Origin of the sequence: Brevibacterium aurantiacum (assembly GCF_900169065.1) — a bacterium.
GTDB classification, from domain to species: Bacteria; Actinomycetota; Actinomycetes; order Actinomycetales; family Brevibacteriaceae; genus Brevibacterium; species Brevibacterium aurantiacum.
The window spans coordinates 55,003-81,139 of record NZ_FXZB01000021.1 but is presented as its reverse complement, the minus strand read 5'-3'; the positions used below and the strand labels follow the sequence as shown (position 1 = coordinate 81,139).

The window sequence follows — 26,137 nt, the reverse complement described above, 5'->3', positions numbered from 1 at the left end:
AGGGTTCCTTTCACTTGTCACGACTTCGATGTCGTGGGTGAAAGCAATCCTCCATGAGTGCTACCAGGTTCTTACATAGCTGCTACCACTTCGTTACACGTTCGCTACCGGAAGGCCCTTCCAAACAAAGTCACCTGGGCCATCTATCAAGACATCGTGGCTGCTTACCGGGCTGAGGACCGTAGCGAAGGCAAGAAGCTCTTGCAGGCTGTCATCGATGTCTTGTCGGCAGGACTGCCTGCTGGTTTGATTGAGTTGAGGCGGTTGGGAAGAACACTGAAACGCCGCGCAGCGGATGTATTGGCGTTCTTCACCAGGCCCGGAACGTCGAATGGGCCCACCGAATCGATCAATGGTCGGCTCGAGCACCTTCGAGGATCGGCACTCGGGTTTCGTAACCTGACTCATTACATCGCGAGGTGCCTACTTGAGTCCGGTGGTTTCAGACCGGTTCTACACTCTTATTTACGATGAGCCCGAAAACTCACCCAAGTTAAGTTAAAGAACTGATCGGATAAAGGCAATCGCGGAAGTGACGATTGAATAGAGACATTCCGTGCCCCGAAATCAGACGAAATAATTGAATTAGTCGAAACCATCCGAGTCGACAATGGATTCGTGCTCGCGAAATGGAGAGACATTAAAAAATCGATGAAAAAAATCTGCCGGTGGAGAATCGCATGGAGTCGAACTACCGCCATCCGCTTGGTTTGCAAATGAACTTATCGCATCTTCAAGGTGTGAATGATCTTTAGCGGAAATAGGGTCAAATGCGACATCGCCTCGGTCAGCGAATGCAGTTCCGATGTCGTACTTAAACCAGGATTCTATGGGAAGATTAGCCGGTCGTTCTAGGCCGCAGTAACTAGCCAAAACAGGAATAGCGTTCAGGTCGATGACGCGTATATGAGACAAAGCACCCTCGTCAAAACCGCTCGACGAGCTGCGCAGCGACTGGTCGATAAACGGAATTCGCACTTCGCCCCTTATGTGACATGAGCAATCGCAGTCAGCATAGAACGGGATAAGAAACGCATTTCCGCGAATTTTCAGCCCATTTTTTCCTGCAGCGCTCGACAACGCCATGCCGTAAAAATATTGCTTAACGATATCGCCGACCCCGGGCGTCTTCTTCAGTTTGGATACTGCGTACAGTGGCGAATAGTACTTTGCGTCCAGAATGTAGAGATGAGAATCGACTATCGGAAGAATGTCGGGTGTAAGCCCCCCTGGACTAGGTGCTATAACAGTTCTTGGATGCCGTTGCGTTTGGAAGCTCTCGACATCGGGAATGTATTCCCAGACAGGGTTTTCAAGATCAAAAACGTCGCCCTGGCTTCCGAAGTACTCCTTGCATGCTGATTCCCAAACCAAATTGAAATAATGAGTGCCAATCCAAACAGGGGTAGATTCGCCGGTACGACTGGTTAGCAGGAGGTAGTCGGTTAAGCATTGGAGGATTCGCAGTTTCCAAGAGACAAATTGCGTCGACATTTCGGACCGTAATCTGGCCAGTAGCTCCTCGGGGCTACCAAAGTCTGAAACGGTATGATTGGACAAGATGGGTGTGGGAATTCCTGCCAGGGTGGATATGTCAGTCGGTGCCAAGAGCCGCGACACGTCCGAAAGTGCCGCGGCGTGGAGCTGAGTGAAAAAGTTGAATTCGTCTAACCGGCTGCGAGTCATAGTGAAGTCTAGATAATAGGGCCTCCCGTTCTGAAAGATCGGGATTTGGCTTGCGACAGTTCTTGGCCAATCAATACTCCACACACCACGGTTAGTTTGTTGAGAAGAATTAAGCGAATACAGCCCGAATCTAGTGTATTCCTCTACCATAAATTTCGAGATTGAGAATATGTCATCGTTGGTCGAGTCTGTATTTGGCCGATAGCCGTCTTCGTTGAACGAATTAGTATCTTTATAACGACGTATTGCATCAATGACGACGGTCATTGTCGAGAGCTGCTGTGGACTAGGTGCGACAGGAAAGAATTTGGGCACCATAATATATAAGGTGTTTGACACAGAAACTATTCCGACGAATTTGACCGTATAGTAATATATTCGGCCACCCGGCTGCTTTGTTGCGGTTGGTGTTACCAGTGGTGCAGTCTCAGCTGACAGTCCAATCAATTGTTGAATATGGTCTGATGGGTAAACTGAGCCTTCACGCAAGACGATTCGCCTCATTTATTCGCTTGTCTTGTCTGGCTCGATGTTTCTTAGTCCGACGAATATGGCGAAGTTGTTAACGTTCCAAGATTCGATAATTTCGCTGAGAGTAGGCACCTGCCCCACCAGCTCTGTATTAAATATGCTTTTTCGATAGTATCTCGCTGCGTCGTCAAATAGGTACATTATGACCTTGTGGAACTCTTCTTTGAAGGAAGGGAGCAGTCCCTCGTTTCCCCATTTGGAAGTAGCCTCGGTCTTGATAAAGAATGCCCCGATGAGCTTATCTTCATTCGCATTTACTTCATTGAGCAGCAAAGAGTTGATGTGTCTTCGTTGCGTGTTCCAGTTGCAATTCTCTTCGCCGGAATTGATGTCTTTGAATATAAACTCCCAGCGACGTTTAAACGCGGTGTCTAACGGGAACACGCCTTGGTCTGCGCTATTCATTGTGGCCCACATGTAGAGGTTGTTGGGTAGTATGATCTGATCGATCGTGTCGTTCTCAATGGTCGACAATGTAGAGGAACTGGCGTTCGCGACCAATTGTTTCAGGGTATTCATTCCCGCGGTAGATAGGCGAGTTTGTAAGTATTGCTGGAAATCCTCGCCGATACTCGTAGGATACTCGCTGGCCCCGTTCGAGGATCTATCCAATAGCTGGAATAGCTCACCGAATACCGCCGGCGGATTGGCTCTATTAATTTCTTCGATTACTAACAAGTAATCTTCATCAGGGCTATTTAGGGCTGAAGTTAGAATGCGGGCAAATGGACCCGGGACGAATGCGTAGCTTATCTGATCGAGTTGGCTAACTACCGGACGATAGGTTCCGACAAATTGATGTATTGAGTACTCTGGATGGAATGCAACTCGCAGCGTTCTGGGCCGTTGGTCTTGGTCTAACGATGAGAAATACTTGTTGGCTTTGCTTTGGAGATCAAAGCTCTTGCCCGTACCGGGCGCTCCAAAGAAGATCGCTTGATGAGGGGTGCTTGCAGGTAGCGGCTCGGGCTGTTGTTGGGCTAGTGCTGTACCTGTGTCATCGTTATGGGATCTGGGATTGGGAGGTACGTACGCGAGGGTGTCAAGCAGCTCGGGGTATACCCCGGGGACTTCCTCCCGGAGGCCTGGCTGGCACTGTGCGAAGCAATACATAAGGGCTCCAACATTAGTGAGAGCGCCCGACTCGACCGCTCTCACCGTTTGGTTCGCCCGGTCATCCACGCCGATGATCGGAATGTTGCAGCACCAGTAGTATCCGGTGGGCGCCTCGCGTAGGAAGTCCACACGGTTTATGGATTCGTTGAATATGTAGTCAACGGAGAGCTCAAATTCCGTGTCTTCGTCCCTGGACTCGACTCTTTCAATATGAGCAAAACGTGCTATTGCCCTGAACCCTTGCACCCACGGGGTCTTCTGACCTTTTCCGTTGTCGGAGCCAAGCCAGACGAAGGCCAAGTCGCCGGCGTCAACGTCTGGGGGAAATTGTTTGCACCTTGTCTTTATGCTGTAGCTTTCACTTTGGGCACCGGCGTGTGCATTGACTAGGTCGGTTATATCACTGACGCTGTCCTTGCCAAGCCTGACCGTTGCATAGTTCATTGCTCTCCCAGACTTGTTTTATGGCTTCTCGTTCCTCGTATCTTAGCTGAGTTGGAGTTTGTGTGTTCTATTTCTTCATTCTAAGCGAGTCCAGTGCTTCATGCAGGGGCGGGAACAGTGAGCGGCGTTGGCGCGTGACGCGTCTGATGATTCCTTCCGCTGCATTTGGTGTCAAGTAGTACCGCGGATGCGCGGGTTTTCTTTCGGCCAATAGTGCGAAATTCGTAATTACGGGTTCAGATGGCGCAGGCGGGATGTTGTGTCCAAGAACGCTGGAGCCCGTTGCAAGGCCCGCTTTCGCCCATTTCCATTTGGCGTTTTCATCCGTGAAATCGGTTTCATCGAGGTGCCCATGATCCCAGCGTGCCTTTTCGAATCCGGGTACGGCTAATTGAATGGCGTCATTCGTCATCGGATGGTCATCAGTCTTGTCTAGTTGTTCTCTGATTCTTGACGCAATCCACTCCACTACTGGAACGGAAACGGCGTTGCCCAGTGCTGTGTATCTTAAGGTGTCGATGTCGTCAGGGTCGTTGGTGTCCCTCATCGCTAGCGATGGCATAGACCAGCCATCGGGAAATCCTTGGATTCGTTCGCACTCGAGGGGTGTCATGCGTCGCACTCCTTCGGAGCACACCACATAGGTTCGAGACCAGTCGGTACCGGTGTGGCGTCCGGAGGTCGCTGCTAGGCAGTACGCGACTCGCGGCGCCATTGGGTAGGTGCCAATCGGTACGCCAGGTTCGATGAAGTCTCGTCTTTCGTTGGCGGGCTTTTCCACTTTTGATGCCTCAAACATCGACCGGAGCGCCTTGTTCCGATTGTTTTTCCAACAGCAAATGTAGATCCTTGTTCGAGACTGTGGTGCTCCAAAGTAGCGAGTGTTCATCATGCGCCATGATACGGAGTATCCGAGCCTCGTCATGCGTTGCAGGATAACCCCGAAGTCACGTCCATTGTTCGAGTTCAATAGTCCGGCTACGTTCTCAAGCAGTACGACTTCAGGTTGTTTGATCTCGATCAATTCAGCGAATCGGTAGAATAGTCCCGATCGGTCGCCATTGAGTCCTAACCTTCCTAGTCTCGCGCGCGCGACTGAAATGTCCTGGCAGGGGAAACCTCCCACCCAGACGTCTACATCTGGGATCTCGTCTGGGGTAATCGCGTTGATGTCGTACCCACGGGGGACTCCGGGCCAGTGTCGAGTGAGCACGCTGTTGCAAAAATCATTGATTTCACAAAGATACTCGGTCCTAAACTTATGGCGTTCAAAACCGACATCGAAACCGCCGATGCCTGCGAAAAACGAGGCAACTGTATGAGTTCCCGGGAGGGCGGGTGGTGCTGTGTTGTCTCCGCGGTTTGAGTCATCATCGATGATGTCGGAAAGGTCACAGTCTAGTGCCTCGCAGATCTTGACCAGAGTTGCAGTGCGAACACTTTCGTTCTTGCGGATTCGTGCGAGGGTCTGGCTGCTGATCTCGGCTAGGGTCTGTAGATCTTTTCCAGTCAGGTTTCGTTCGCGCAGTCGCAGCCATAGCTTGTCATACGAAATGTTCACACATAGTCACTTTCTCGAATTTGTGATCCAGGCACCGGGGCAGCGCGGGCCATCACATCGTCTTAGTCTATTGGATACAGACTAGCCTAAGCTAGCTCCGTCGTTCGGAATGTGACGTTATTGGAAGAATCTGTCACTTGGAAGAGGCGCGTAAGTGTTGCTACCTCACATTTGTCCCGGTTAGATCTTGTTTTCTGGGTTACAAGACTTTGCTGATTTTCGGCTCGTCATCAAGCACTTCTTGGCCTCTTGTCGGTGTGTAACACCACCCATCAGAAAGTCAGCCAGTGACCATCTAGAACGACTGTTGGAACTCGCGAACGAGTCTCACTAGGCTCAAAACGTCCTAGCCACACGCTCCCCAACGTTCAAAGCGCTGTGGTTGCTTGCACGCGAAAACTGTTCGTCAGAGCACCCAACATGCCGAGGAAGTCATGTCCGAATCCCACTCAGTCGATGCCACTCGTGGTGCCGACAATCCCGGCAACGCCCAGTCGCCAGGCTCAAAGGTGAAGCAGCCGATCGGGCTCTTCACCCTTTCTGCAGGGCAGTGACCGGTACCGACACTGAGGTGGTCGACCTGGCCGGTCGGGCCCTGACCCCGGGCTCCACGATGCTCACGCCCATCCCGTCCTCGGCGGGCCGAGCATGATGGGGTGCAACCTCGACGACATCCACGGCTACCAGGTCTACCTCGATCACATCGCCAACTATGCCAGAGAACATCCGGACGACGAATGGGTGCTCGGGTCCGGCTGGTACGGGGACGTCTTCACCGATGGATTCCCTCACCGTCGCGACCTCGACCTCGTCGTCAGCGACCGTCCTGCCGCCATCACCAGCCACGACGCTCACGGCAACTGGGTGAATATCCGCGCCCTCGAGATCGCCGAAATCACCCGCGAGACACCAGAACCCGATGGAGGACGCATCGTCAAGGACACCGACGGCAATCTGGCAGGGCTGCCTTTCGTAGCCGCAGCGGAACTCGTGACGGGGCTGCTCCCGTCGGTCACCTCAGAGGATCTGGAATGGGCACTGCACGACTTACAGAAGTACTTACATTCGCTGGGGATCATTGGCTAGTAGGACGCCGGCGTCGGAGTCCTCACCGGCTCCCCGCATGACACCTTCCATTCGTTCGTCTCGATAGCTGAGGCGGGTGGATTCGCCAGCAAGCTCACGGCCGCACTGTGGTGGGACCGAGCCGTGCCTTATGTCCAGCAGAGCGAGACCATCAGAGAACGACTAGCTGCGATTCAGGGCATCGACGGCAACCGGCGCCGAGATGGTCTGCAGGCCACGGTCGTGAAGATCATGCTCGACGGCGTATGTGAAGACCTCATCGGCGCGCCCAAAAACTCGTACCGCGGTCACGATCACGAAAATGGTCGGCTGATGTTCGAAGCCGAGGAGCCCAACGAGATCGTCTCCGGACTCGAAGACAATGCCTTCGACATCCACATCCACGCCGTTGGCGACAATGCACTGAAGCTGGCAGTCGACGCACTGACCCAGAACGGTCGCCCCTCGCCGCAGCGTCGGCATCAGGGCGCTCACCTTGACATCGCCGATCTCATCGAGCTGGCACGGATGGCCGAGGCCGAAATAGTCGCCAATGTGCAACCCTTGTGGGCCCGGCGCGACTCGATCCTCGTCGATACCAAACTCCCGTTGTTCCACGACGACCAGCAGTCTCACCATTTCATCTTCGCCTCGATGCGAGACGCAGGAGTCCGACTCTCTTTCGGCAGCGATTGGTCCGTCTCAAGTCCCGATCCGATCTGGGGCATGCACGTGGCAGTCGACTGAACGGCCCCGCACAATGATCCCCACGGATAGGACGGTGTCGCGCAGAATGAACCGCTGCTCAGCGAGGAGAAGAACACCGTAGACCAGGCACTGCGTGCCTACACAATCGATGCAGCCTACGCCAATGGCTACGACGATGTCTCCGGCGGCATCGAGGTTGGCAAATCAGCGGACTTCGCGATTCTCGACCGGGACCCGTTTGCGATGGCTTCTGCTGAACTGGGAGACATTTTTGTGGAGACCACGGTGTCTGCGGGAGAAGCTGTTCACCGACGCGACTAAGCGACAGCGCACCTGCGCTTTGGCGCGGTTCACGCTCCTTGGAAGCTGAGACCCAACAACCATCACACAATCGCCTGGCATGAATCGATCCTCGGTGCTGATAGCAAGCTGACAGTCTTAGATTCCATCATGTCAAATGTGCGCAAGGACTTGATTGAAGCTATCGACGCCGACACCGTTTTCCAGTAACGCGGTACCGAGTACTGGAGGAATCCCAAAGGCACGTAGGCAGAACGGAGGTTCGAGAGGCCGTGATATGTCTACGAACTTCGTTCAAACCTTCCCTATCCTGCATCGACATCGCACATAGTCCCAAGGTTCAAGAAGGTGGCCTCCCCGATGGTTGGGTGGAGTATTGAGTGGGAAATGTTTCCGTGACTACCTATCGGAAGTACTCGCAATTTCTGAGGCCTCATTGGTTTTCAGCGCACCGTTTTCGAGAATCGAGGTAGCTGTTCGGCCTTCGAGCGGAAGGCACAGTCACTCGAGGTTGGGGCCTGTAGACAAGTTGAGTGTCAAAATTACGACAGCGTCGATTCGAGCTTGCCGCAACTCGTCATCTGAAATGTCTCCGATCGGCAAATCTTTCGTGATCGATAATGCCGCGAGCTTCCTCCCAGGGTTGAGGGACATTTCTCGGTAGAATTTTCCATCAGGGAGGTACTTTTCTATAGTTTTGACGCTCGTGCCCATTTCAGATGCGATCTCCGATCGCGATGCACCGCCGACTTGCAGATCTGCTGCATGAATGCAGCGCTGAGCGCGCCCGACAATGCTCTTGCGATGCGATTCTGTGAGACCGGTGGCAGCGGTCTTTGGCCTCACAGCCGAGAGCCCTGCCTCTTTGAGGACCGAGTAGACCACCGCTTTACTTACATCGTGTTTAACTGCGATCTCCGCATTTGTTAAACCAGCGTGGTTGTCAATGACAATATTCTTGTTCCGTCGCTTTCGCTTCTGTTCAACTTTTCGATTCCTCAGTTCACGCATTCGTTTTAACGCGAGCGTGACTCCAATGTCTACGTTCTGCGCGTCGAACTGTCCGCTCAGCCAAAATTCAGGTGCGTGGTTCGTGTATCCCCACAGCGCTGCGCCAGTTTCGTCGCTCAGGTGAAAGGCGTCCTTGGCGATCGTCTCGCGCAGAGCCGAAGGCAATGCATCCCACAGGGGAAGGAAATTGCTATGGAGAATTTTGATTGGCACAAGTTTATCGATACCTTTTCTCGTCGGCACGCAAACCCAGGCTGACAAGTTGCCGTTATCGGGGTTCGTTTGTATGCGGATTGGCACTTGACGCGGGTGGCCTTGATGGCTTAGATGCCCAATTTGTGAATACAGTACGTAAGCCATGGCTCGGGGCACGTAACCAATCACTGCCCCCTCAGCGTTGATAGCGATAGCTGTGCTGTCATAGGGGTTGTTGCGTTGTGGAACCAGCTTACCGAATGGTGCTCCCCGTGCTCTCCGCAGAGCATGCTGGTGGTATGTCACACCGCGAACTCCCACCCAGATATGGTTCACCTTGCCGATGTCTACAGTGCGATCTCCAAGTTTCGTCTTCTGAGCGCGCTCCGGATGAACTAACCACACATTATCAATCTGCACACCACTCCTGCTGTCCATATCTCAATCCTATCGTGTTTACTCGTCCTCCCATTTCTGGCGATTCTCCTCCGAAGCTACTTCTTGAGCTCAGTTGGTTGGGTGGTCGTGCTGCCTTCGGCGGCTGGCCGCATACTGTCAAGGGCAGTGGGTGTCCTTGTGTGGTCGAGTGTTGAAATCCGGCTACTAAGGACGCTTTGTACGCTTTATTCCGCCTCAAGCAACTTTAGAAGCCGTTCGTCCCCGAGGTCGATGAGCTGAAACTCCGTATCGCCTAACCAATCAGCTAGGCGTGCGGGTGGTTCACTTGTCGTGATAAGCATCTGTGTACTAGTAGACATACTCGCCAAAATATCCAAAAACGTGACGACGGAATCGGCTTCGATACCCTGCTGGGCTGGCTCATCGAGTATCAGCAGACCGGGATGCGAACCTTGACCTTCGGTTGAGACGGACGCAAGCGACCGAAGGTAGGACCAGCGAAGGCGTATGCCGTCGCTTGCTGAACTCTGAAATCCAATATCGTAGCCGTCCACAACAGGTTGCATCGTCAGGTCGAGGTCGACCTCGTCCGGAGCAGCTGAAGTAGATTTGACGATGCTGAGAAGAGGTCGAAGCTCTGACGTCCACTTCTGGATGCGCCTTCTGTCGGATGTTGTTTGCGATTTCTCATTCACCGACATCCGGAGGCTGCATGGAGTTTTGATGATCTGTCCCGGGCTGCGGCGATGTCGCGCTCGCCGTTCGGTGTGCGCTTTCGCGAGGTCGCAGGGATGCCGCCACTGACCTATCTGGTGCGGTGGCGGATACTTCTGGCCAAGCGAGAGCTGCGATCACCGGACTCGCGTATGCGACAGCTCGCCGCCAGCCTGGGCTACTCATCGGAGAGCTCATTCAACTCCGCGTTCGAACGAAATGTGGGCGAATCGCCGCACAGTTACCGATCGCGTATGCGACGTGAGAGGGAGGCCGGCTCCGCAGAGCAGGGGCAGGCAGATGTTTCACTCCGCGACATCACTCGGGTGTGACCGCCTGGCTGACACACTCGCGCAGAAAGGTCCGACGGGATTCATGGACCGATTCGGGTTCGCTACTGTCTGCCGCATAGGCATTGCTGACCGGTGACCAAGTCATCGACATTGCGATGACCCTGGCAGCACTCGAACGACTCCAGCAAAACGACGTGAGACATCGGTTCGTCCTCGACCTCTCCGACCTTGATCACCGTCCGACCGTGGGCACTGACGAACGATCGGCCACCTCGGCGAATTGACGATTGTGCAGTTCCAGGGCCTCCCACGCAAACGTCGCCACCCAATGTGAGGCCATGTACTCGTCGGAGACCGCCGCCTCTAGACCGGGAGCCATGAGCTCGTCGACCGTGGTGAAGAATCCCCTGGCCCGGTCCGCGAGGTCAAGATTGCCCGAACGTTCAGCGATCTGCAGCAGGCGAGGCGACAGACGCATGATCGAAGCGGCGACCGACAGCCCGAGACCGTAGAGGTGACTTTGGTAGCCGTCGGTGGGGTCGGGAACCTCGACGGGCGACAGTGCAGGTGATTCCGGTGTCAGTTCCGCGAGGAAATCGGGTAGCCAGACGGCGAGTTCATCCTCGGCCAGTACCTCGGCCATGAGGTCGACTTCGCACAGGCCGGGGGAGAGGAAGTCCTGGCCGCTGCGCTCCTGGGCGAAATTCCACGCATGATCATCGGCGAAGCAGCGACGAGCAGCACCTGCTATCGCGTCGACGACGTCTTGTCGGCCTTGGTCACGGGCACCGATGAGGATCCGACGCAGACCGAAAGCGGTGTTCGGGTGGATTCCGTGCCGGACGGGCTCGGGCATGTTCGGCAGCCAGGCCACGGTCAGATCAAAAACAGTCCCGGCAAGCACCTCGGCGCCCGAAGCCAGATCACGCAGTCGCGGTTCCTCACTCCTCTCTAGGGCGCGGACGAGCTCGACTGCCCAAGCCCAACCATAGGGGCGCTCCCAGGTCGAATTCTCGCGGAGGAAAGCTGACTCGGCGGTGAGCTTCGCGGGGCTCAGGTGGGCGGTGAGGGCGTCTATCGCTTCGTCGCGCCACGGAGCCGTTCGGGCAATTGGCGTGGCCAGCAGGGACACGAGCAGATAGTGCATGTGGACGCTGGAGTGCCAGTCGAAGGAGTTCGCGAAGGCTGGGTTCTTCTCTCGCGGTTCGACGATGTCGGCAGGTGACCCGGCGACCTGGTGGGCCGCGTACGGGTAGTCGCGGGTGATGTTGCTCAGGGCCACCTCGGCGAAGGGGGTGACGAACTTGGCAGGCTGCGGCATGGATCCTCATCGGTTCGGGGATTTCACTCTACTCGGACGGGGCGCGTCGGCCGTTAGGGTGAGAACTGGCAGCGGTTCAGACAGGGGAAGGCGGGTGCGGGGTGTCTCGATCTCCTCAGGTCTATGGCAAGACGGTCGATGAGCACACGCGGTGTGAGCATTATGCGACCGAGCTCGACATCATCGCCATTCGCTTTGCGTGCTGCGACCGGTACTATCCGTGCCACCTCTGCCATGCCGAGACGACCGATCATTCCGCGCAGCAATGGCCGCGTGAGAAGTGGGATCAGGCGGCCATCCTCTGCGGAATGTGCTGGGCAGAGCTGACGATCGACACGTACCGGAGTGCCGACTCGTGTCCCGAGTGCGCGGCGCCGTTCAACCCCCGGTGTGCGGCGCATTCGAGCTATTACTTCGAGGGCTGACTCAGCGACTGCAACAGCGAAGGAGTGGTCGCAAGACGGTCCGGCACGGTGGGCCTCGCATTCATTGTCGTGGCTCTGAAGAACCGCCGAGCAGGCAACACGACTTTGGTAGTCTGGCGAACTATGGACCTGGCTTTTCTCTTTGGGACTGTGACGGGGATCGTGACGCCGATGTTCTGTTGCCTCGTCGGTCTTGCGCTGTTTGCTTGGCGCGGACGCGGCAGAACCCGACTGCTTGGGATCATCGGCACCGCACTGCTGCTGTTCTGTCAGCTCTTCGAATTGGCCTGGATGCTCTTCGGCTTATCGCTGGGCCTGGCCACCGGCGTCCCGGCTGTTCAGTGGGTCGTCATGACACTGGGCGTGGTGCTTCAAGCTGGGGGTCTTGTCCTCATCGGGTTGGCATTTGCGACTAAGCCAAGCGGTGTCCCCGCTGCTCAGTCTCCTCGGACCGACGGCTCCGTACGTCTTGGCCCTGGTCCGGAAGGAGTCGCGCCATGATGCCTTCCACAATGTCTGGCCCGGCAGGAATCGTGGTCACGGTCCTCGCTGCCGTCGTTGTCGCCATCATGGCGATCATCCACCGCCGAGGTGGGGCCCGAGTTGCCGGCATCATCGGCGTTGTCTTCGTCATCGGAGGAATCCTCGCACCGCACGCCATCGACCTCTTCGGAATCGGTCAGGTCGGAATGTCCACCGAGGCCATCCCCAAATTCATCGTCGGAGCTGCACCCGGAGTGCTAACGGGTGGAGGGATTATTCTGATCTGTATTGCCGCGCTCAGCCTGCGAACTGTTCCCAAAACTCCTCGACCATCACGGTCTGAGTGAACGAGACTATGGACTGCTTCTCGAAAGGCAACGATGCCACACGATGACAGGTACCCGGCTGGGGCTCCATTCTGGGTCGAAACCTTTCAGCCGGACCCAAGCGCCGCGGCCGAATTCTATGCAGCGCTGTTCGGGTGGAGTTTCGACAATGCTCCGGGTGTATCCGATGGTTCTGAGCCACTCCTTGCGCTCGCCGACGGGAAGAAAGTCGCGAGCATTCGCCAGTCACCCGACGGGGTTCCTCCGACCTGGCTGATGCACGTTCGCGTCGAGAACCTTGCGCATGCGCTCGCCGAGGTGGACGCGGCCGGTGGCAGCAGCCTGATGGCCCCATTCGACTGGGACTCGACCAGCCGCATGAGCATCGTCGCCGACTCCACCGGTGTGCCCTTCTGCATCCGGGAAGCTGGCAACGATGCCGGAGCTGAAGCCACCGGCGAGATAGGGACGTGGGCGATGGCGTCACTGCACAGCACGAATGTCCAAGCCGCGCGAGAATTCTACGGGCACGACTTCGGCTGGGAGCTTCGGCCCGTGCCGGATGCTCCCTTCTCACAATGGACTCTCGCGGATCAGAGCATCGGACTCGTCGTCGACGCCGGCAATACTCCCCAGCATTGGAGCATCAACTTCGCCGTCGCCGACGCAGACTCTATTGCTGAAGACGCTGCGTCGCTGGGTGGGGCAGTACTGGTTGCTCCCTTCGACACCGATGGACATCGCAACACTGTCATCGCCGATCCTGCCGGCGCGGTCATTGCCTGCAGCACAGTCGATTGACCGCGAGCTGCCCGCGCCCGGCCAAGATGGCCGGGCCCCTATGGATCAGCGCACTCCGTTACGGAACACGTCGACAATGTCGTCGACACTTCCGTCCTTGAGCCCGAGGGCATCGGCGGTGCGACCGTCCTGGTAGAAGTCGGTGCCGCACAGCACATTGCTGATCGCGATGAACCCGTCGGTCAACGGCATGGCCAGGCCGAGCTGCTTGGCCAACGAGCTCCAGATGACGAGTCCGAAGGGAATGTCTTCGGTGAAGTACCGATGTTTCACGGAGTCCGGCTCGGGGAAGGACTGCCGACCGTATCCCTGGATGACTCTCTCCACGAAGCTGCCCTCATTGACACCATAGGCATCGTCGAGAAACTGCCAGAAGCTCGTTGTCTCGGTGTGGAGAGCAGCAGCTAGGGCAAGGCGCTCCTTGTCGAGCGCATCGATGGCCTCACCGATGCGTGGCGTCACGAGCGAATGCTGCGGCAGACGCTCTGCATCTTCGACGGTCTTGAAATTCAGCACTGCCGGCGGCACGTGGTAGATCGGATTGGAGTTGCTCAGCCCCACCGACAAGCTGTCGGCAGCTGGAATGTAGTGTTCGCCGAAGAACGGAACGAGGCGGTCGATGACCTCCTGGGACCGACTGCTGGGGATTGCGGAGATCTGAATGGAGTCTTTGACTGCTCCGACGTAGACCTTGGCCGGTTCCTTCAGACGGCAGGTGTAAAGGCTTGTACCGCTCTCCGCAATGAGGCACGGTTCCCTGTCATTGAGCAGGAACTGACGCGAGAGCTCCACGCCGCTGCCGAGCACCGTGGGCTGGAAGACGACGAGCTGGTCAGGCTCGAGCACCGGGGCCAGCGAGGCCGAGATGGACGGGTGGGCGAATGCAGGGGCGGCGATGACTACGACGTCGGCATTCTCGACGGCCTTGACGAGATCGGAAGTCAGCGAATCGGGCATTGCTGTTCCGTTGATCTCACCGAAGAGCTCGATGCCGCCCCGATCCCTGATCGGCTGGAACTCGTCGTTCCAGCGCGAGAACATACGCACGGTGTGCCCGAGCAGAGACATGTGACCAGCGATCGTCTGTCCGACGTTGCCTGCTCCGATGATGGTGATGATTCCCAAGATGGTATCCCTTCTATTGGTGCGATTGACGTTGAGTGATGAGGCCAGTGCTCAGGTGTTCACCTGCGGCGTCAGAGGAGAGGTCATCTCACAGGGACTCCCGGGCCCAGCGGAATTCCGATGAGATACCAGATGACGAAGAAGATCGTCCACACGACGAGTACGGATACGGCGATCGGAAGCGTGAACGAGAGCATGGTCCCGACTCCGGCTCCCTTTCGGAAATGCTGGACGTAGCCGAGCGCCAGCACGAAGTAGCCGTTGAGCGGTGTGAGGCAGTTGGTCACGGAGTCACCGATCATAAACGCGACCATTGCGGACTCCGGGCGCATGCCGATGTACATGACCAGCGGCACGGCGACCGGAGCGAGAATCGACCACATTGCGGAACCGCTGGTGATGAGCATGTTGAGCACGCAGATTGCGGCGACGATGATGAGCAGAAGAACCAGATGCGGGGCGTTGAGGTGCTTGAACAGCGCAGCCCCATTGACGCTGAGGACTGACCCGATGTTCGTCCACTCGAAGTAGGCGAGGAATTGTGAGACGACGAAGAACAGGACGAGGACCGGCGCCAGGGTGCGGATGCCCTCCGCCATCGCAGGTGGAACCTCGCCGAGGGTGGGGATCGATCGCGTGATCCGGCCATAGACGATTCCCAGCAGTCCGAAGACGACGGAAATGAAGATCGCGATGTTCTTGAGCACGGGCGACTGGACGATGCTGCCGTTCTCCCCGCGAAACGGGGAATCCGGCATGAGCATGAGAGCGATACCCGCAACTGCGATGACGAAGACGACGCCGGAGACGATGAGTCCACGGCGCTCCTCGGCGCTGAGCTCGACGGTGCTGCTGCCCGAGAGCTTCGTCGAGTCCGTGTTGAAGAGCTTGTCTGACACATTGAAATCGGTTGAGAGACGATCGGGCGAGAACTCCGGACGGCGGCTGAGCACTTTGTCGACAACCACGGCAATCGTGATCGCCAGGATGACGGACGATGCCGCCGTGAAGAAGTAGGTGGCGAAGGGCGTCACGACGTAGCTTTCGTCGACGATGTGCGAAGCCGCCATAGACAGCGAGGCGCGAATGGCGTCGGAAGGAGTCACAAGCGGACTCGCGTTGAAGCCAACCGCGGTCGCTGCATAGGCGACCATGAGGCCGAGCAGAGGGCTGCGGCCGGCAGTCCTGAATGCCAGGGCGCCGAGTGGGATCATGACGAGATATGCAGAGTCTGACATGACATGGGCGATCATCGAAGCGAACGCGATGGAGAAGGTCAACCAGGCCTTGGGCAGTTTGCCGACAGTGATGCGCAGCAGCGCAGTGAGCAGTCCGCTGCGTTCGGCGATACTCACGCCCAGGAGCACGACGACGATCATCGCAAGCGGCGGGAATGTCGCATAGTTCGTCAGCGCGTTCTCAATGGCGAAGAGTGCGCCGTCGAGCGAGAAGAGGTTCTTCACCGCTGCTGTCTCGCCGTTGGCGGGAAGTGTCACGGAGACGCCGAGTCCGGCCAGGATGGCACTCGTGATCCCGAGCAGAACGCAGAGGATGACGAACAGCCAGAAAGGGTGCGGAAGTCTGTTCCCTGCTCGCTCGATCGCTGAGAGGGCACGGTACAGGCGGTTGTCCGGATTCACGTCAGTGTGGTCATCCGTATCGGATTTCATTAGATACCTTTCGGTGGGCCGTGGTTCTCAAAGCACGTCGTTGTGTGAGGTCCTCTTCAGTACCTGCATTACGTCTGCATTCACATGCATACTAGTTATATCCGTGAAATATATAACAAGAATGCTAGGATGTGAAGCTGTCGAAGTCAATACCTGCCGAGCTGGGTCAATGGGTGTTCGATTGGTGATGACAGACTTATCTGGAAGGCGGTGTTGAGTGGCGGCAAAGGTGGCGATGGCCGATCAGGCCTACACTCAACTCAAGCGTGAGATCGTTCAAGCGAAGCTCCGACCAGGAGCGATGCTCTCCGATTCGGAACTCCCCGACCAATACGGAATGAGTCGGACTCCCGTTCGAGAAGCGATCAACACCCTTCGCCGGGAGGGGCTTGTCATCGTCAGGCCCAAGCGCGGAACCTTCGTGAAGCCCATCGATTTCAGCGAGATCCAGGATCTCTACGCGCTGCGGAAGATGGTCGAACCCGAAGCCGCCGTATTGGCATCTGAGCGGGTCTCCGCCGAGGAGCTGGAAGAGCTTGTCGAGTTGAGCGCACTCAGCATGGATGACACTGCAGACAAGGCTCTGCTCAACGAGCGCAATGCTCAGCTGCATGTCCGCATCGCCGAGGTCGCCGGCATCCCTCTGCTCACGAATGCCGTCCGGTCGATCCATGAGGAGATTGAGCGCTGCCTCAACCTCCGCAAGGAGATCGGGCGGCCTGAGAAGGCGGTCAACCACGGTCGCCTCGTCGATGCCATCGCCGGCCGAGATGCCGAAGTCATCCGGACCACGGCGCTGAGCGGCATCGAACGAGCGCGCTCGCACATGATGAATGTGCTGACCAGTCACTCGGGTGCAAGCTCCGTCTCGGATATCGTCGCCGAGACCTGAGCTTTGGTGGTATTCGTGCGCTGCTCAACGTCCTCGGTTGGCCGACTCGGTCAACTCGACGTATGCCAGGTGGCGATCTGCAGTGAAGCAGACGATCTTGCCCTTGTGATTCGTCGTGCGTCTGAGTATTCCGGCCTCGGTGAGCTCGACGAGAGCGCGAAATGCAGCAGCCCGGGACGCTCCGTGTTCTGTCGCGACTGAGTCGATCGTCTGACACCTACACCGGACGGCCGTTCCGATACGGCTTAGTCCCTGAAGCTACTCCTCGAGCAGTCCCCGGATGTCCTCGGCCGTCACCGTCTGGCTGAAGGCCTGACCGTTGGGGCCGCGCCCTTCGAAGGCTCCGCCATCGGACATGAGGGAGTCGAAGAGCTCGGCCTTCTTCTTCTGCAGGGCCAGGACCTTCTCCTCGATCGTGCCCTCGGCGACATAACGGTAGACCATGACATTCTTCGTCTGCCCGATCCGGTGCGCCCGGTCGATCGCCTGATTCTCCGTTGCCGGATTCCACCACGGATCCATGAGGAAGACGTAGTCGGCCTCGGTGAGATTGAGGCCGAACCCGCCGGCCTTGAGGCTGATGAGGAACACCGGAGCCGCACCGGACCGGAACTCGTCGACGACCTGCCCGCGATTGCGAGTCGAGCCGTCGAGGACGACGCAGGGGACACCTCGGCGATCGAGATCCTCGGCCACCTTGTCGAGGAAGGAGGTGAACTGGCTGAATACGATCGAGCGATGGCCCTCCGCCACGACATCCTCGAGGCGTTCCATGAGGGCGGCGAGCTTGGACGAGGGCACACCTTCGTGTTCGCCGTCGACGATGCGCGGGTCCAGGGCGAGCATGCGCAGCAGGGTCAGAGACCGGAAGACGATGAACCGCTGCTTGTCGTACTCGCTGTCGATGAAGCCGAGGATCTTCTTCCGCTCCTTCTGCAGCACCCGATCGTAGAGCTTGCGGTGCGCGGCATTGAGCTCGACATTGATGACCTGCTCCTGCTTCTCCGGCAGATCGGCTGCGACGAGATCCTTCGTGCGGCGCAGCATGAACGGCCTGATCCGCTTCTGCAGCTGTCCCATTCGTCCCGGATCCTCACCACCTTCGATGGGCCGCACGTATTCCTTCTCGAAACGATGCGAGCTGGGGAAGAGTCCAGGTGCGGTGATGGAGAACAGTGACCACACATCGCGTAGAGAATTCTCCAGCGGAGTGCCCGTCAGAGCCAGGCGGAAGGGTGCGTTGACCGACTTCGCGGCCTTGTGGACCTGCGAGGAGCTGTTCTTCACGAACTGTGCCTCATCGAGGATGAACCCTGCCCAGTCCAGGCGGGAGATCGGGTCCTCGTCCAGGCGCAGCATCGCATAGGACATGACGATGAGATCGGCACCGGCGACCACCTCGGCGAGGGGCTTCTGCCTCTTCTTCGTCGACTCGGAAACGACACGAACGTCGAGGTCAGGGGTGAACTTCGCGGACTCCTTTGCCCAGTTGTCCACCACCGAGGTGGGAGCGACGACGAGGAACGGCGGGTGCGGTTCCCCGCTCCCAGAGTTCGCGTGCTCGGCCTTTGCGTGGGCGATGAGTGCCAGGGTCTGCAGGGTCTTGCCCAGGCCCATATCGTCTGCCAAAATCCCGCCGAGGTGGCACTTGTGCAGCAGCGCCAGCCACCGGAATCCCTGCACCTGGTAGGGCCGCATGGTGACGCCGTTCAGGTGAGGGACTTCGACGGCGGGCAGGTGGTCGAGGTCGAGCAGTGCCTGCGCGGATTCCTGCCAGGACTGGGCGGGCAGAGTCTCATCGGCGAGCTCCTCGAACTCCGACCACAGGCCCACATGCAGGCGCGTGATCTTGGGCGACTCGGGTTCCCACTCGGGGATGAGATCGGCCTCGGCCAGGAGTGCCTTGAGTTTGTCGAAGGCGGGTTTGTTCAGCGACAGGAACGTGTCGTCGACGAGTTTGATCTTCTTCGTCCCCGACGCCAGGGCTTTGTAGAGCTTGACGAAGGGGATGGGCTTGCCGTCGATGGTGATCTGGAAGCCGAGGTCGAACCAGTCGTTCTTCTCCGACTCGACCGAGGTGATCGTGATGTTCGGTTCCCCGCCGAGCTCACGATAGGGCTGCTTCTTCCCGCGCGTGATGACCTTGACGTGCTCGATCTCCTCGAGCCCGGGCAGGACGTTGACGACGAAGTCCGCGGTGTCGACGTCGGAGAGCTCCATGTCGCGGGGGTGGCCCGGCGGTTGGGTCTCGGCGAGGACGGACGCGACTTGGTCGAGCACAGCGCCCTCATGCTCAAGGTCGCGATTGTCGCGCGGGTCCGGAGTCGGGGTGGGGCGAGCGCCGGCTGTGGTGCGGATGGCGGAGGTGCCGAGTTTCGACAGGGGCACCACGGGCAGGGTCCGGCGCGGTCCCGAGTACTCCCAGTACCACTGCAGGCTCAGGTGGTCCTTCGCACCGTAGACCATGAAGAGGACCAGCCGCGGCTGGCTGAACTGGGGAAACTTCACCGTCTCGTCGGTGCTCACGACCTCGGCGGAAGTACGCAGCAATGGGTAGTACTCCTCGAAGAATTCTTCGGACTCGTTCGCCGGGATCGTGATTGGGCCAGTTGATTGGAAGACTGAGAGTGCCGACTGCGCGGTGGGTTTGGCCGCCGGAGCCAAGGTCACCGTGAACCCTGTGCGCAGGTCGACACCGAAGAACCCGTGCGTCCAGATGGGCTTGGTCAGTCCTGGTGAGAATTCGCGTTCATCGATCGTGACCCGTGGCTGCACCCGCAGCTGGTTCTTCACCCGGTTGACGTCGATGATCGCCTTTGACTCACGCCCGATGTGCACGTCCATGCCCTGATTGACGCCGACGAGTTCGATCCCAAGTTCGGCGGCCTGAGCGAACATGTCCCACAGCAGCGGAGTGTGAAAATCGCCGAGGTTGTACGGCGCGCCATCGGGTGTGAAGTCGGTTTTGTCCCGGGTGCGCAGTCCCGAAAGTTGGGTGAACCATTCCTGGTGGCGGGGATCGACGTTGAACTGTCTGGCCATGCGATCGATGGTGCGCCAGGTCAGGGACTTCTTCACCCAGTTGCCGGATTCGCTGAGGATCAGCGGGCGGATCGCAAGGCTGGGATTGGAGCCGGGGGAGACCTCCTGCTTCTCCAGCACGACGGAGTGCTTCGGTTCGAACCAGGTGCGGGCCACGACCTCGACGAGCTCGAATCCCAGGGCCACAGGCGTATGCTGCTGCGGAGCCACCTCGGCGAGGGAGGCGAAGGCATCACGCCAGCCGGCAGCGTGATGGGACGAAGCATGGTCAGTGTCGGGCACTGTGCCATCTTCTCATTGAGGGCGGACATGTCGGTTCTCAGCGCCCACAGAACATCGTGTGGACACGCGATGTGGACACAGTCTTCGAAGGAGAACAGACTGTTGATCATGGGCCACGAGGGGGAGTGCGAATACACCGATGCGCAGAAATGGATGGTCATCAAGGGCCGGAAATGGCGCAGAACCGATCCGGAACTGCCTGAGGATATGGTCGCAGAACTGAAAAGCCACCTCGGCACAGCGCGCAACGCTGTCCGGACTGCAAAGAAGACAGGCACGGACGAGGACGTGAGCGCGGCCCGCAATCGGGTCAATATCGCCAAGCACGGACTCGGCGAACGGGGCGACTACTGGTGGCAGCTGTGCGCAGACAAGCGACTCGCCCGCGCCGAGGATGCGCTGGATCGACTGCGCTGAGAACCGTCGAGGGGTGGCGTCACCCTGCGAGGAGAATGAGAGCGACGGTGATCGCGCTGACTGTGAGGCAGATAGCCAGGGACGCAAGCCCTCGCACCCACCATTTCGCCCGCATCGTCTTGTTCAGGAGGGCCGTGACGATTGCACAGAACCCCAGCCAGCCGATGGTCGCGGGAATGCCGAAGAACATGGCGAGCATCGCGATCGTGTCGCGTGGAGATGGAGAGCAGCCGAAACCAATGCCTTCACACGACCCATCGACGTTGTGGGCCGGAGCGACAGCCCACATAACGACGGCAGCAAGTGCTGCCAGGGCCCACACGCTGAAGGGAATCAAGTAGACGCCCAGCGTTTCTCGCCGTTCGGCGGCTGGTGGTTCGACGACCATGCATACACTTTAGCGCGACGGTATCCGTGACTGCATGGAGTCACGGAGGCAGTTCAAGGCTTGAACAGCTCGATCTCGTCCGGGGAATAGTAGTCCTGTGCGCCCACGCCCGTGCGTACGAGGTACTTGCCTGTCTCCTCATAGAGGTAGACGACGGTGCCGACGCTGTGGGCCATGGCTCCGGAGGTGACTTGGACGGTGTCGCCGATCTTGAACTCAGTCATGGTTCAGTCTAAACACGCTCGCGTTCTGGCTGGGCCAATACACTAGTCACTGTCCGACAAAGACGCAGCGGCGGCGAGGGGAACGGCCAGTGGGGTGGAGCACCAGCGAATTGGCGCGGTTGACCGGCACCACGGTCAACACGATCCGGCACTATCACAAGCTCGAGCTGCTGGCTCAGCCCGAACGGATGAGCAACGGGTACAAGCAGTACGGGGCGGCCCACGTGCTCAGGCTTCTGCAGATCAGGCGGCTGCGCGACCTCGGAATTCCGCTGACTGACATCGGCTCCATTCAAGATGATCATGAAGCGCAGCAGCTGACGCTCAAACGTCTCGACGTCGAACTCGGCGAGACCATCGCCGAGCTGGAGAAGGCGCGCGGGCAGATTGCGGAGCTGCTCGAGTACGGCGCCCCGATCGACACCGCCGCCGGCTTCATCGACATCGCGGCGAAGATGTCAGCTCCCGACCGCAACCTGATGTCACTGTATTCGCGGCTCTATGACGAGACGACGATGACCGAGATCAAGTCGATCATGGCCACGAATTCACCCGCCGATAGGGAAATCGACGATCTCGCCGAGGACGCCGATGAAGCCACGCGAGCGCGGCTGGCCGAGGTCGTCGCGCCGAGCATGAAGGCGCATCTCGAGGCGAATCCCTGGCTGCTCGCACCAGCACACGGCATGCGCGGAGACATCAGCATCGGACAGTCGGCCATCGCCGGTTCGATCACCGAGCTCTACAACAGCGCCCAGGTCGATGTCATCCAACGAGCCTTCCTCCAGATCTTCCCGACCTTGGACATCTCGGACGAAGAACGCGAGCACTTCATCGAGTTCGTGAAGGCCCAGGCGGCCAAGGAATCCAACTGAAGTCCGCCGAGGTGATGGTGTGAAAGCCCGCTCAGCTGTGAATTTCCGGTGTTCGACCATCAGGGCTTGACCCTGTTCTGAGAACACAGTTTCCACTGGAAGTAATCAATCGGACTACTTCCAGAGGACATCATGAACTCCCTCATCACCTTCTTCCAAGGTCTCGCCTCACATGTCCCCGAGCTTGTGCAGCCGTTCATCATCGCGCTCGCCGGGGCCGTGCCCTTCGTCGAGGGCGAGGTCTCGGCTGTCATCGGCGTGTGGGCCGGCCTCAACCCGATCGTCGCAGGCCTCGCCGGGGCGATCGGCAACTTCATCTGCGTCACCGTCATCGTGCTGCTCGGTGCCCGGGCTCGCGAGGCCGTGGTTGCTCGCCGGAGCCGAGCTCGGGAAAGCGTTCCCGTCGGGGTTGGCGCGGCTGGAGCTGGGGCCGACGCCACCGTCGCCGACGAGAGCGCAACCCTTGCCGACGAACGCGGGCCTGCGGAGGGCGAAGCAAGGTTCCTCAACGAGCCACCCGCTCAGAAGAAGCCCGAATCGAAGGGCCGGATCAAGTTCAAACGCTTTCTCAACCGCTTCGGAGTCCCGGGCGCGAGCCTGCTCGGACCCCTGGCCATTCCCACTCAGATCACCTCGACGATCTTGGTCAGCTCAGGAGTCAAGACCTCATGGATCCTGCTCTGGCAGGGCATCGCCATCGTCGTCTGGACGACGCTGACCACACTCATCGCAACCGGAGCACTGTCCCTGTTCACCGGCTGAACCGGAAAGGAAGAACCATGACCACCGCCTACCGCCACAGGAAGATCCTCACCTATTCGGCCATCGCTCTGGCGGCCACGGTCCTTCCACTGCTCATGCCGTTCTCGGCTACCCTGCTGGGCTGGGCGCTCGAGGTGCCGATGCGTTTGGCCCTCTCCGAGTCACTGCTGGCGACCTTCGGCATCTTCGTCGCCTGGTTCGTCATATCCCGGCTCATCGACGTTATCCTCGACGGCAGCGAAATCGGCGGAACGATGACCGGTCGCCTGGTGTCGGCCGCGACCTCGATGGTGCTCCTCGGCGGAGGCTACTTCCTCATCGTCGACTCCGCGATCGCCGCACTGCTCATGGCCGTGGCCGTCTGCAGCCTGCCGCTCGTGATGAGCATTCTCCTCCAACGCAGAGAAGGGGCGTCGCAGGAAAGGCATCGCACGTAAGATGAAGGCGATGACTGACTCCGACACCGACAGGTCCCACACCGCCGCCCCCGCACTCATCGGGGCGCTGCTCCACCTCGCCGCGACCGACGCTGGCCTGGCCCCGACTGCCACGTCCGCGCTGAGTCCCAAGGACAGCGAGATCCTCGCCGAGGTTGAGGTCGCACTCCGCAATCAGACGTTGAATGAGAATGGCGTGAAGAAGGCCCTCGCCGAGGTGGCCGGATCCATTGCCAGCGTGCGCAGCTCACCCAGCCCGGTGGCGTTGACCGCGGCGAAATACGAGAAGGCGCGCACCACAGTCCTCAGGCAGTTGGGTGTGGCCTCGACCAAGGGCGCCAGTGTGTGGCCGCCGACCAGCCAGACCGCCGTCCAACGCTTCGGCTCCTGGAACGAGGCGCTCAAGGCCGCGGGCCTGGCCACCAGCTCGGTGGGTCGAGCACGGGGCCAGCTGCGCTTCGACGAAGCCGCGTATGACAAGGCGATCGCCGACTTCGTCGCTGACTGTGACGACCGGGACCTCGGTGCCACCTACAAGGCCTACGGCGAATACGCCGCCGAACACAAGGGCGAAGTTCCTTCGGCCGCCGCAGTGCGGAAGTTCTACGGAAGCTGGAACGCGGCACTCGCCTCGGCGGGGTGAGGGTTTGACCGCGAGGTAAGAGGCCGAGCACGGATTCTCAAGCCACCACGGGATGGCTCGATGATGCCGAAATGTGCAAATACACAATTCTGAGCCTCACCCTGGTGTGAAATTTCATTGTTGGCGGAGTGCGCACAGGGAAGAGTGATGACAGTCACTTCCAACTCTGTTCATCTGCACTCTCGGAGGCACCACCATGAGTTCGCCAACTCGCACCGACGACGGTTCCGTCGACAACTCGGGCACCGGCACAGCCGCCAGCGCTCGCCTCGATCGCGCGAAGATGCGCAAAATCGCGACCGCCAGCGTCATCGGCACCACCGTGGAATGGTACGACCTGTTCCTCTTCGGCACCGCCTCGGCTCTGGTGTTCAACCAGGTCTTCTTCCCCGAACTCTCACCGGCGCTGGGCACGATCCTCGCGTTCCTCACCTTCGCCGCCGCCTACCTGGCGCGCACGGTCGGCGCGGTCCTGTTCGGACACTTCGGCGACCGCCTCGGACGCAAGTCCATGCTGCTCGTCTCCCTCCTCGTCATGGGTGGTGCGACCCTGGCCATCGGCTTGGTCCCCGACTTCAACACGATCGGCATCGCCGCCCCGTTCATCCTGCTCACCCTGCGCATCATCCAAGGGTTGGCGCTCGGCGGCGAATGGGGCGGGGCGGTTCTCATGACCGTCGAACACGCACCTGAGGAGCGCCGAGGCTGGTACGGCTCGATGGTCCAGGTGGGCGTGCCCGTGGGGACCCTGCTGGCCAACCTCGCCTTCCTCATCGTCACCGGTCTCGTGTCCGAAGAAGCACTCATCTCCTGGGGCTGGAGGGTCCCGTTCATCGCCTCCGTGCTGCTCGTGGCCGTCGGCATCTACATCCGCCTCAACATCGAGGAGACGCCGAGCTTCCAGCAGGTCCGCGAACAGGGTGCGAAGGCCAAACTGCCCTTCGCCCACCTCATGCGCCACTACTGGAAGCCCGTCATCCTCGGCGGCGTCGCTACCCTGTCGACCGGGTCAACATTCACGCTCATGGTTGCCTCCGGCGTCAACTACGGAACCCAGGAAAAGGGGCTGTCGAGCAACTTCATGCTCTGGGTCGTCCTTGTCGCCTGCATCATCGGACTCATCTTCATCCCGGTCTTCGGCCGCCTCTCCGACAAGGTCGGACGGCGCCCGATCATCGCCGCAGGAATCGCCGGCGAAGTCATCCTCGCCTTCCCGTTCTTCTGGCTCATGAACACCGGCAGTCCCGCCGCAGTCTTCCTCGCCTACGGGCTGATGATGATCGCCTTCTGCGCGAACTACGGACCGATTGCGACCTTCCTCGCCGAGCTCTTCGGCGCGAAGATCCGCTACTCCGGACTGTCCGTGTCCTACATGCTCTCGGGCCTGCTGGGCTCGGCAATCACCCCCGCGATCACCGTGTGGCTGCTCGACGTCACCGGCAAGTCCGACTCGATGGCCTGGTACATCGCCGGCTCCGCGGTCCTGTCTCTCATCGCCCTGTTCCTGCTCACCGAAAACCGCCTGCAGAGCATCGACCGTGCCGATACCGCCGAGGCCGGAGTCAACGCTGACACCACCGCCGAGGTGGGGGTGGAGAACCGATGATCCGCCGCATTGAAACAGCCCCGGGTTTGGCCCCGAGTATCGGCCCGTACTCACAGGCAGTGGTTGCCAATGGGTTCGTCTTCACCACCGGGCAGGTGCCCTTCGCCGCCGACGGCATCACGCCCGAAGCGTTCGAAGACCAGGTGAGAACGTGCCTGGGCAACCTGCGCTCTGTCCTTGATACCGCCGGCAGCAGCATCGACCAGGTCGTCAAGGTCAACGCCTATCTGACCGCGCCCGAACAACGCGAACCGTTCAACCGTGTCTATGCGGACTTCTTCGGAGAGGCGAAGCCTGCACGGACCACCGTGTGCGTCTCGATCTGGGACATCTCGCTTGAGGTCGAATGCGTCGCGGTTGTCAGCGAATCTTCCGAAGCTGCGGGTGGGGCGTGA

The 26,137-nt window shown here is 59.0% G+C and carries 25 protein-coding genes and 2 pseudogenes; 16 read left to right on the top strand and 11 right to left on the bottom strand.

Annotation, left to right across the window (positions count from 1 at the left end; all coding sequences use genetic code 11):
- Nucleotides 1-126 precede the first annotated feature (126 nt).
- Nucleotides 127-474 (top strand): annotated as a pseudogene (locus tag BAUR9175_RS14760) (transposase); the annotation flags it as partial.
- A 111-nt stretch (nt 475-585) separates the two neighbouring features.
- Here BAUR9175_RS14760 and BAUR9175_RS14755 read toward each other — a convergent pair.
- The 3 genes from BAUR9175_RS14755 to BAUR9175_RS14745 form a co-directional block, all read right to left on the bottom strand.
- Nucleotides 586-2,190 (bottom strand): LlaJI family restriction endonuclease, encoded by a 1,605-nt coding sequence (locus BAUR9175_RS14755; RefSeq protein WP_101584227.1) that lies wholly within the window; start codon nt 2,188-2,190, stop codon nt 586-588.
- Nucleotides 2,191-3,777: an AAA family ATPase gene (locus BAUR9175_RS14750; RefSeq protein WP_101584226.1), complete on the bottom strand. Its 1,587-nt coding sequence runs from the start codon at nt 3,775-3,777 to the stop codon at nt 2,191-2,193. It lies immediately after the preceding gene.
- A 67-nt stretch (nt 3,778-3,844) separates the two neighbouring features.
- Nucleotides 3,845-5,338 carry a DNA cytosine methyltransferase gene (locus BAUR9175_RS14745; protein WP_101584224.1) on the bottom strand — a complete coding sequence of 498 codons (1,494 nt, stop codon included), beginning with the start codon at nt 5,336-5,338 and terminating at the stop codon, nt 3,845-3,847.
- Nucleotides 5,339-5,986: 648 nt separating this feature from the next.
- On the opposite strand from BAUR9175_RS14745, the gene BAUR9175_RS14740 reads away from it, so the two are divergent.
- Together BAUR9175_RS14740 and BAUR9175_RS14735 are read left to right on the top strand one after the other, a co-directional pair.
- Nucleotides 5,987-6,424, top strand: coding sequence for an amidohydrolase family protein (locus BAUR9175_RS14740; RefSeq protein WP_101584222.1), 438 nt, complete (start codon nt 5,987-5,989; stop codon nt 6,422-6,424).
- A 123-nt stretch (nt 6,425-6,547) separates the two neighbouring features.
- Nucleotides 6,548-7,432: pseudogene (locus BAUR9175_RS14735) on the top strand (amidohydrolase family protein).
- A 480-nt stretch (nt 7,433-7,912) separates the two neighbouring features.
- Here the strand turns inward: BAUR9175_RS14735 and BAUR9175_RS19180 are convergent.
- Both BAUR9175_RS19180 and BAUR9175_RS14720 read right to left on the bottom strand, forming a co-directional pair.
- Entirely contained in the window at nt 7,913-9,055 is a 1,143-nt protein-coding gene (locus BAUR9175_RS19180) for an HIRAN domain-containing protein (RefSeq protein ID WP_141322678.1), read from the bottom strand.
- A gap of 185 nt (nt 9,056-9,240) precedes the next feature.
- Complete coding sequence (locus BAUR9175_RS14720) at nt 9,241-9,717, bottom strand: hypothetical protein (protein ID WP_101584217.1); 477 nt, start codon at nt 9,715-9,717, stop codon at nt 9,241-9,243.
- Here BAUR9175_RS14720 and BAUR9175_RS14715 point away from each other — a divergent pair.
- On the top strand, nt 9,694-10,062 hold the full coding sequence (locus tag BAUR9175_RS14715; RefSeq protein WP_257944341.1) for a helix-turn-helix transcriptional regulator: 369 nt from the start codon (nt 9,694-9,696) through the stop codon (nt 10,060-10,062). The two genes, BAUR9175_RS14720 and BAUR9175_RS14715, sit on opposite strands and share 24 nt — an antisense overlap.
- A gap of 193 nt (nt 10,063-10,255) precedes the next feature.
- On the opposite strand, the gene BAUR9175_RS14705 is transcribed toward BAUR9175_RS14715, so the two are convergent.
- On the bottom strand, nt 10,256-11,344 hold the full coding sequence (locus BAUR9175_RS14705) for a DUF2891 family protein (RefSeq protein WP_101584213.1): 1,089 nt from the start codon (nt 11,342-11,344) through the stop codon (nt 10,256-10,258).
- Between the two features lie 101 nt (nt 11,345-11,445).
- Here BAUR9175_RS14705 and BAUR9175_RS14700 point away from each other — a divergent pair, with 101 nt between their 5' ends.
- The 4 genes from BAUR9175_RS14700 (at nt 11,446) to BAUR9175_RS14685 (ending at nt 13,379) form a co-directional block, all read left to right on the top strand.
- The gene (locus tag BAUR9175_RS14700) at nt 11,446-11,769 is read left to right on the top strand and encodes a CHY zinc finger protein (RefSeq protein ID WP_096159479.1); all 324 of its coding nucleotides are present in this window, start codon (nt 11,446-11,448) and stop codon (nt 11,767-11,769) included.
- 123 nt (nt 11,770-11,892) lie between these two features.
- Entirely contained in the window at nt 11,893-12,270 is a 378-nt protein-coding gene (locus BAUR9175_RS14695; protein ID WP_125187639.1) for a hypothetical protein, read from the top strand.
- A complete protein-coding gene (locus BAUR9175_RS14690; RefSeq protein WP_096159477.1) occupies nt 12,267-12,599 on the top strand; it encodes a hypothetical protein in 333 nt (110 codons plus the stop codon). Before BAUR9175_RS14695 ends, BAUR9175_RS14690 begins: the two co-directional genes overlap by 4 nt.
- Before the next feature lie 33 nt (nt 12,600-12,632).
- Nucleotides 12,633-13,379, top strand: coding sequence for a VOC family protein (locus BAUR9175_RS14685; protein ID WP_101584211.1), 747 nt, complete (start codon nt 12,633-12,635; stop codon nt 13,377-13,379).
- A 45-nt stretch (nt 13,380-13,424) separates the two neighbouring features.
- Here the strand turns inward: BAUR9175_RS14685 and BAUR9175_RS14680 are convergent, their stop codons facing one another.
- Nucleotides 13,425-14,504 (bottom strand): NAD/NADP octopine/nopaline dehydrogenase family protein, encoded by a 1,080-nt coding sequence (locus tag BAUR9175_RS14680; protein WP_096159475.1) that lies wholly within the window; start codon nt 14,502-14,504, stop codon nt 13,425-13,427.
- A gap of 83 nt (nt 14,505-14,587) precedes the next feature.
- Nucleotides 14,588-16,174 carry an AbgT family transporter gene (locus tag BAUR9175_RS14675; RefSeq protein WP_096159474.1) on the bottom strand — a complete coding sequence of 529 codons (1,587 nt, stop codon included), beginning with the start codon at nt 16,172-16,174 and terminating at the stop codon, nt 14,588-14,590.
- A 235-nt stretch (nt 16,175-16,409) separates the two neighbouring features.
- Here BAUR9175_RS14675 and BAUR9175_RS14670 point away from each other — a divergent pair, with 235 nt between their 5' ends.
- Nucleotides 16,410-17,066 (top strand): GntR family transcriptional regulator, encoded by a 657-nt coding sequence (locus BAUR9175_RS14670; protein WP_101584209.1) that lies wholly within the window; start codon nt 16,410-16,412, stop codon nt 17,064-17,066.
- Between the two features lie 258 nt (nt 17,067-17,324).
- Here BAUR9175_RS14670 and BAUR9175_RS14665 read toward each other — a convergent pair whose 3' ends face one another.
- Nucleotides 17,325-20,390, bottom strand: a complete 3,066-nt coding sequence (locus BAUR9175_RS14665; protein WP_101584207.1) for a DEAD/DEAH box helicase — start codon at nt 20,388-20,390, stop codon at nt 17,325-17,327.
- Nucleotides 20,391-20,459: 69 nt separating this feature from the next.
- Between BAUR9175_RS14665 and BAUR9175_RS14660 the strand changes: the two genes are divergently transcribed.
- Entirely contained in the window at nt 20,460-20,807 is a 348-nt protein-coding gene (locus BAUR9175_RS14660; RefSeq protein ID WP_233429384.1) for a biopolymer transporter Tol, read from the top strand.
- A 19-nt stretch (nt 20,808-20,826) separates the two neighbouring features.
- Here BAUR9175_RS14660 and BAUR9175_RS14655 read toward each other — a convergent pair whose 3' ends face one another.
- Together BAUR9175_RS14655 and BAUR9175_RS19395 are read right to left on the bottom strand one after the other, a co-directional pair.
- Nucleotides 20,827-21,195, bottom strand: coding sequence for a hypothetical protein (locus BAUR9175_RS14655; RefSeq protein ID WP_009883490.1), 369 nt, complete (start codon nt 21,193-21,195; stop codon nt 20,827-20,829).
- A gap of 53 nt (nt 21,196-21,248) precedes the next feature.
- Nucleotides 21,249-21,419: a KOW domain-containing RNA-binding protein gene (locus BAUR9175_RS19395; protein WP_009883491.1), complete on the bottom strand. Its 171-nt coding sequence runs from the start codon at nt 21,417-21,419 to the stop codon at nt 21,249-21,251.
- A gap of 89 nt (nt 21,420-21,508) precedes the next feature.
- Here BAUR9175_RS19395 and BAUR9175_RS14650 point away from each other — a divergent pair, with 89 nt between their 5' ends.
- The 6 genes from BAUR9175_RS14650 (at nt 21,509) to BAUR9175_RS14625 (ending at nt 26,137) form a co-directional block, all read left to right on the top strand.
- A complete protein-coding gene (locus BAUR9175_RS14650) occupies nt 21,509-22,294 on the top strand; it encodes a MerR family transcriptional regulator (RefSeq protein WP_180957346.1) in 786 nt (261 codons plus the stop codon).
- 132 nt (nt 22,295-22,426) lie between these two features.
- Nucleotides 22,427-23,056 carry a small multidrug efflux protein gene (locus BAUR9175_RS14645; RefSeq protein ID WP_101584202.1) on the top strand — a complete coding sequence of 210 codons (630 nt, stop codon included), beginning with the start codon at nt 22,427-22,429 and terminating at the stop codon, nt 23,054-23,056.
- A 17-nt stretch (nt 23,057-23,073) separates the two neighbouring features.
- On the top strand, nt 23,074-23,493 hold the full coding sequence (locus BAUR9175_RS14640; RefSeq protein WP_009883494.1) for a hypothetical protein: 420 nt from the start codon (nt 23,074-23,076) through the stop codon (nt 23,491-23,493).
- A 10-nt stretch (nt 23,494-23,503) separates the two neighbouring features.
- Nucleotides 23,504-24,136 carry a homing endonuclease associated repeat-containing protein gene (locus tag BAUR9175_RS14635; protein WP_226823970.1) on the top strand — a complete coding sequence of 211 codons (633 nt, stop codon included), beginning with the start codon at nt 23,504-23,506 and terminating at the stop codon, nt 24,134-24,136.
- 196 nt (nt 24,137-24,332) lie between these two features.
- A complete protein-coding gene (locus tag BAUR9175_RS14630) occupies nt 24,333-25,742 on the top strand; it encodes an MFS transporter (RefSeq protein ID WP_233429385.1) in 1,410 nt (469 codons plus the stop codon).
- Nucleotides 25,739-26,137 carry a RidA family protein gene (locus BAUR9175_RS14625; protein ID WP_101584199.1) on the top strand — a complete coding sequence of 133 codons (399 nt, stop codon included), beginning with the start codon at nt 25,739-25,741 and terminating at the stop codon, nt 26,135-26,137. Before BAUR9175_RS14630 ends, BAUR9175_RS14625 begins: the two co-directional genes overlap by 4 nt.

What these genes read in the sequence shown, in the direction of transcription:
- BAUR9175_RS14645 (WP_101584202.1), top strand. Translation starts at nt 22,427, where the DNA reads ATGAACTCCCTCATCACCTTCTTCCAAGGTCTCGCCTCACATGTCCCC.
- BAUR9175_RS19180 (WP_141322678.1), bottom strand. Translation starts at nt 9,055, where the DNA reads ATGGACAGCAGGAGTGGTGTGCAGATTGATAATGTGTGGTTAGTTCAT.
- BAUR9175_RS14750 (WP_101584226.1), bottom strand. Translation starts at nt 3,777, where the DNA reads ATGAACTATGCAACGGTCAGGCTTGGCAAGGACAGCGTCAGTGATATA.
- BAUR9175_RS14690 (WP_096159477.1), top strand. Translation starts at nt 12,267, where the DNA reads ATGATGCCTTCCACAATGTCTGGCCCGGCAGGAATCGTGGTCACGGTC.
- BAUR9175_RS14755 (WP_101584227.1), bottom strand. Translation starts at nt 2,190, where the DNA reads ATGAGGCGAATCGTCTTGCGTGAAGGCTCAGTTTACCCATCAGACCAT.
- BAUR9175_RS14675 (WP_096159474.1), bottom strand. Translation starts at nt 16,174, where the DNA reads ATGAAATCCGATACGGATGACCACACTGACGTGAATCCGGACAACCGC.
- BAUR9175_RS14685 (WP_101584211.1), top strand. Translation starts at nt 12,633, where the DNA reads ATGCCACACGATGACAGGTACCCGGCTGGGGCTCCATTCTGGGTCGAA.
- BAUR9175_RS14670 (WP_101584209.1), top strand. Translation starts at nt 16,410, where the DNA reads ATGGCCGATCAGGCCTACACTCAACTCAAGCGTGAGATCGTTCAAGCG.
- BAUR9175_RS14705 (WP_101584213.1), bottom strand. Translation starts at nt 11,344, where the DNA reads ATGCCGCAGCCTGCCAAGTTCGTCACCCCCTTCGCCGAGGTGGCCCTG.
- BAUR9175_RS14640 (WP_009883494.1), top strand. Translation starts at nt 23,074, where the DNA reads ATGACCACCGCCTACCGCCACAGGAAGATCCTCACCTATTCGGCCATC.
- BAUR9175_RS14630 (WP_233429385.1), top strand. Translation starts at nt 24,333, where the DNA reads ATGAGTTCGCCAACTCGCACCGACGACGGTTCCGTCGACAACTCGGGC.
- BAUR9175_RS14655 (WP_009883490.1), bottom strand. Translation starts at nt 21,195, where the DNA reads ATGGTCGTCGAACCACCAGCCGCCGAACGGCGAGAAACGCTGGGCGTC.
- BAUR9175_RS14720 (WP_101584217.1), bottom strand. Translation starts at nt 9,717, where the DNA reads ATGTCGGTGAATGAGAAATCGCAAACAACATCCGACAGAAGGCGCATC.
- BAUR9175_RS14635 (WP_226823970.1), top strand. Translation starts at nt 23,504, where the DNA reads ATGACTGACTCCGACACCGACAGGTCCCACACCGCCGCCCCCGCACTC.
- BAUR9175_RS14660 (WP_233429384.1), top strand. Translation starts at nt 20,460, where the DNA reads ATGTGGACACAGTCTTCGAAGGAGAACAGACTGTTGATCATGGGCCAC.
- BAUR9175_RS14625 (WP_101584199.1), top strand. Translation starts at nt 25,739, where the DNA reads ATGATCCGCCGCATTGAAACAGCCCCGGGTTTGGCCCCGAGTATCGGC.
- BAUR9175_RS14695 (WP_125187639.1), top strand. Translation starts at nt 11,893, where the DNA reads ATGGACCTGGCTTTTCTCTTTGGGACTGTGACGGGGATCGTGACGCCG.
- BAUR9175_RS19395 (WP_009883491.1), bottom strand. Translation starts at nt 21,419, where the DNA reads ATGACTGAGTTCAAGATCGGCGACACCGTCCAAGTCACCTCCGGAGCC.
- BAUR9175_RS14740 (WP_101584222.1), top strand. Translation starts at nt 5,987, where the DNA reads ATGATGGGGTGCAACCTCGACGACATCCACGGCTACCAGGTCTACCTC.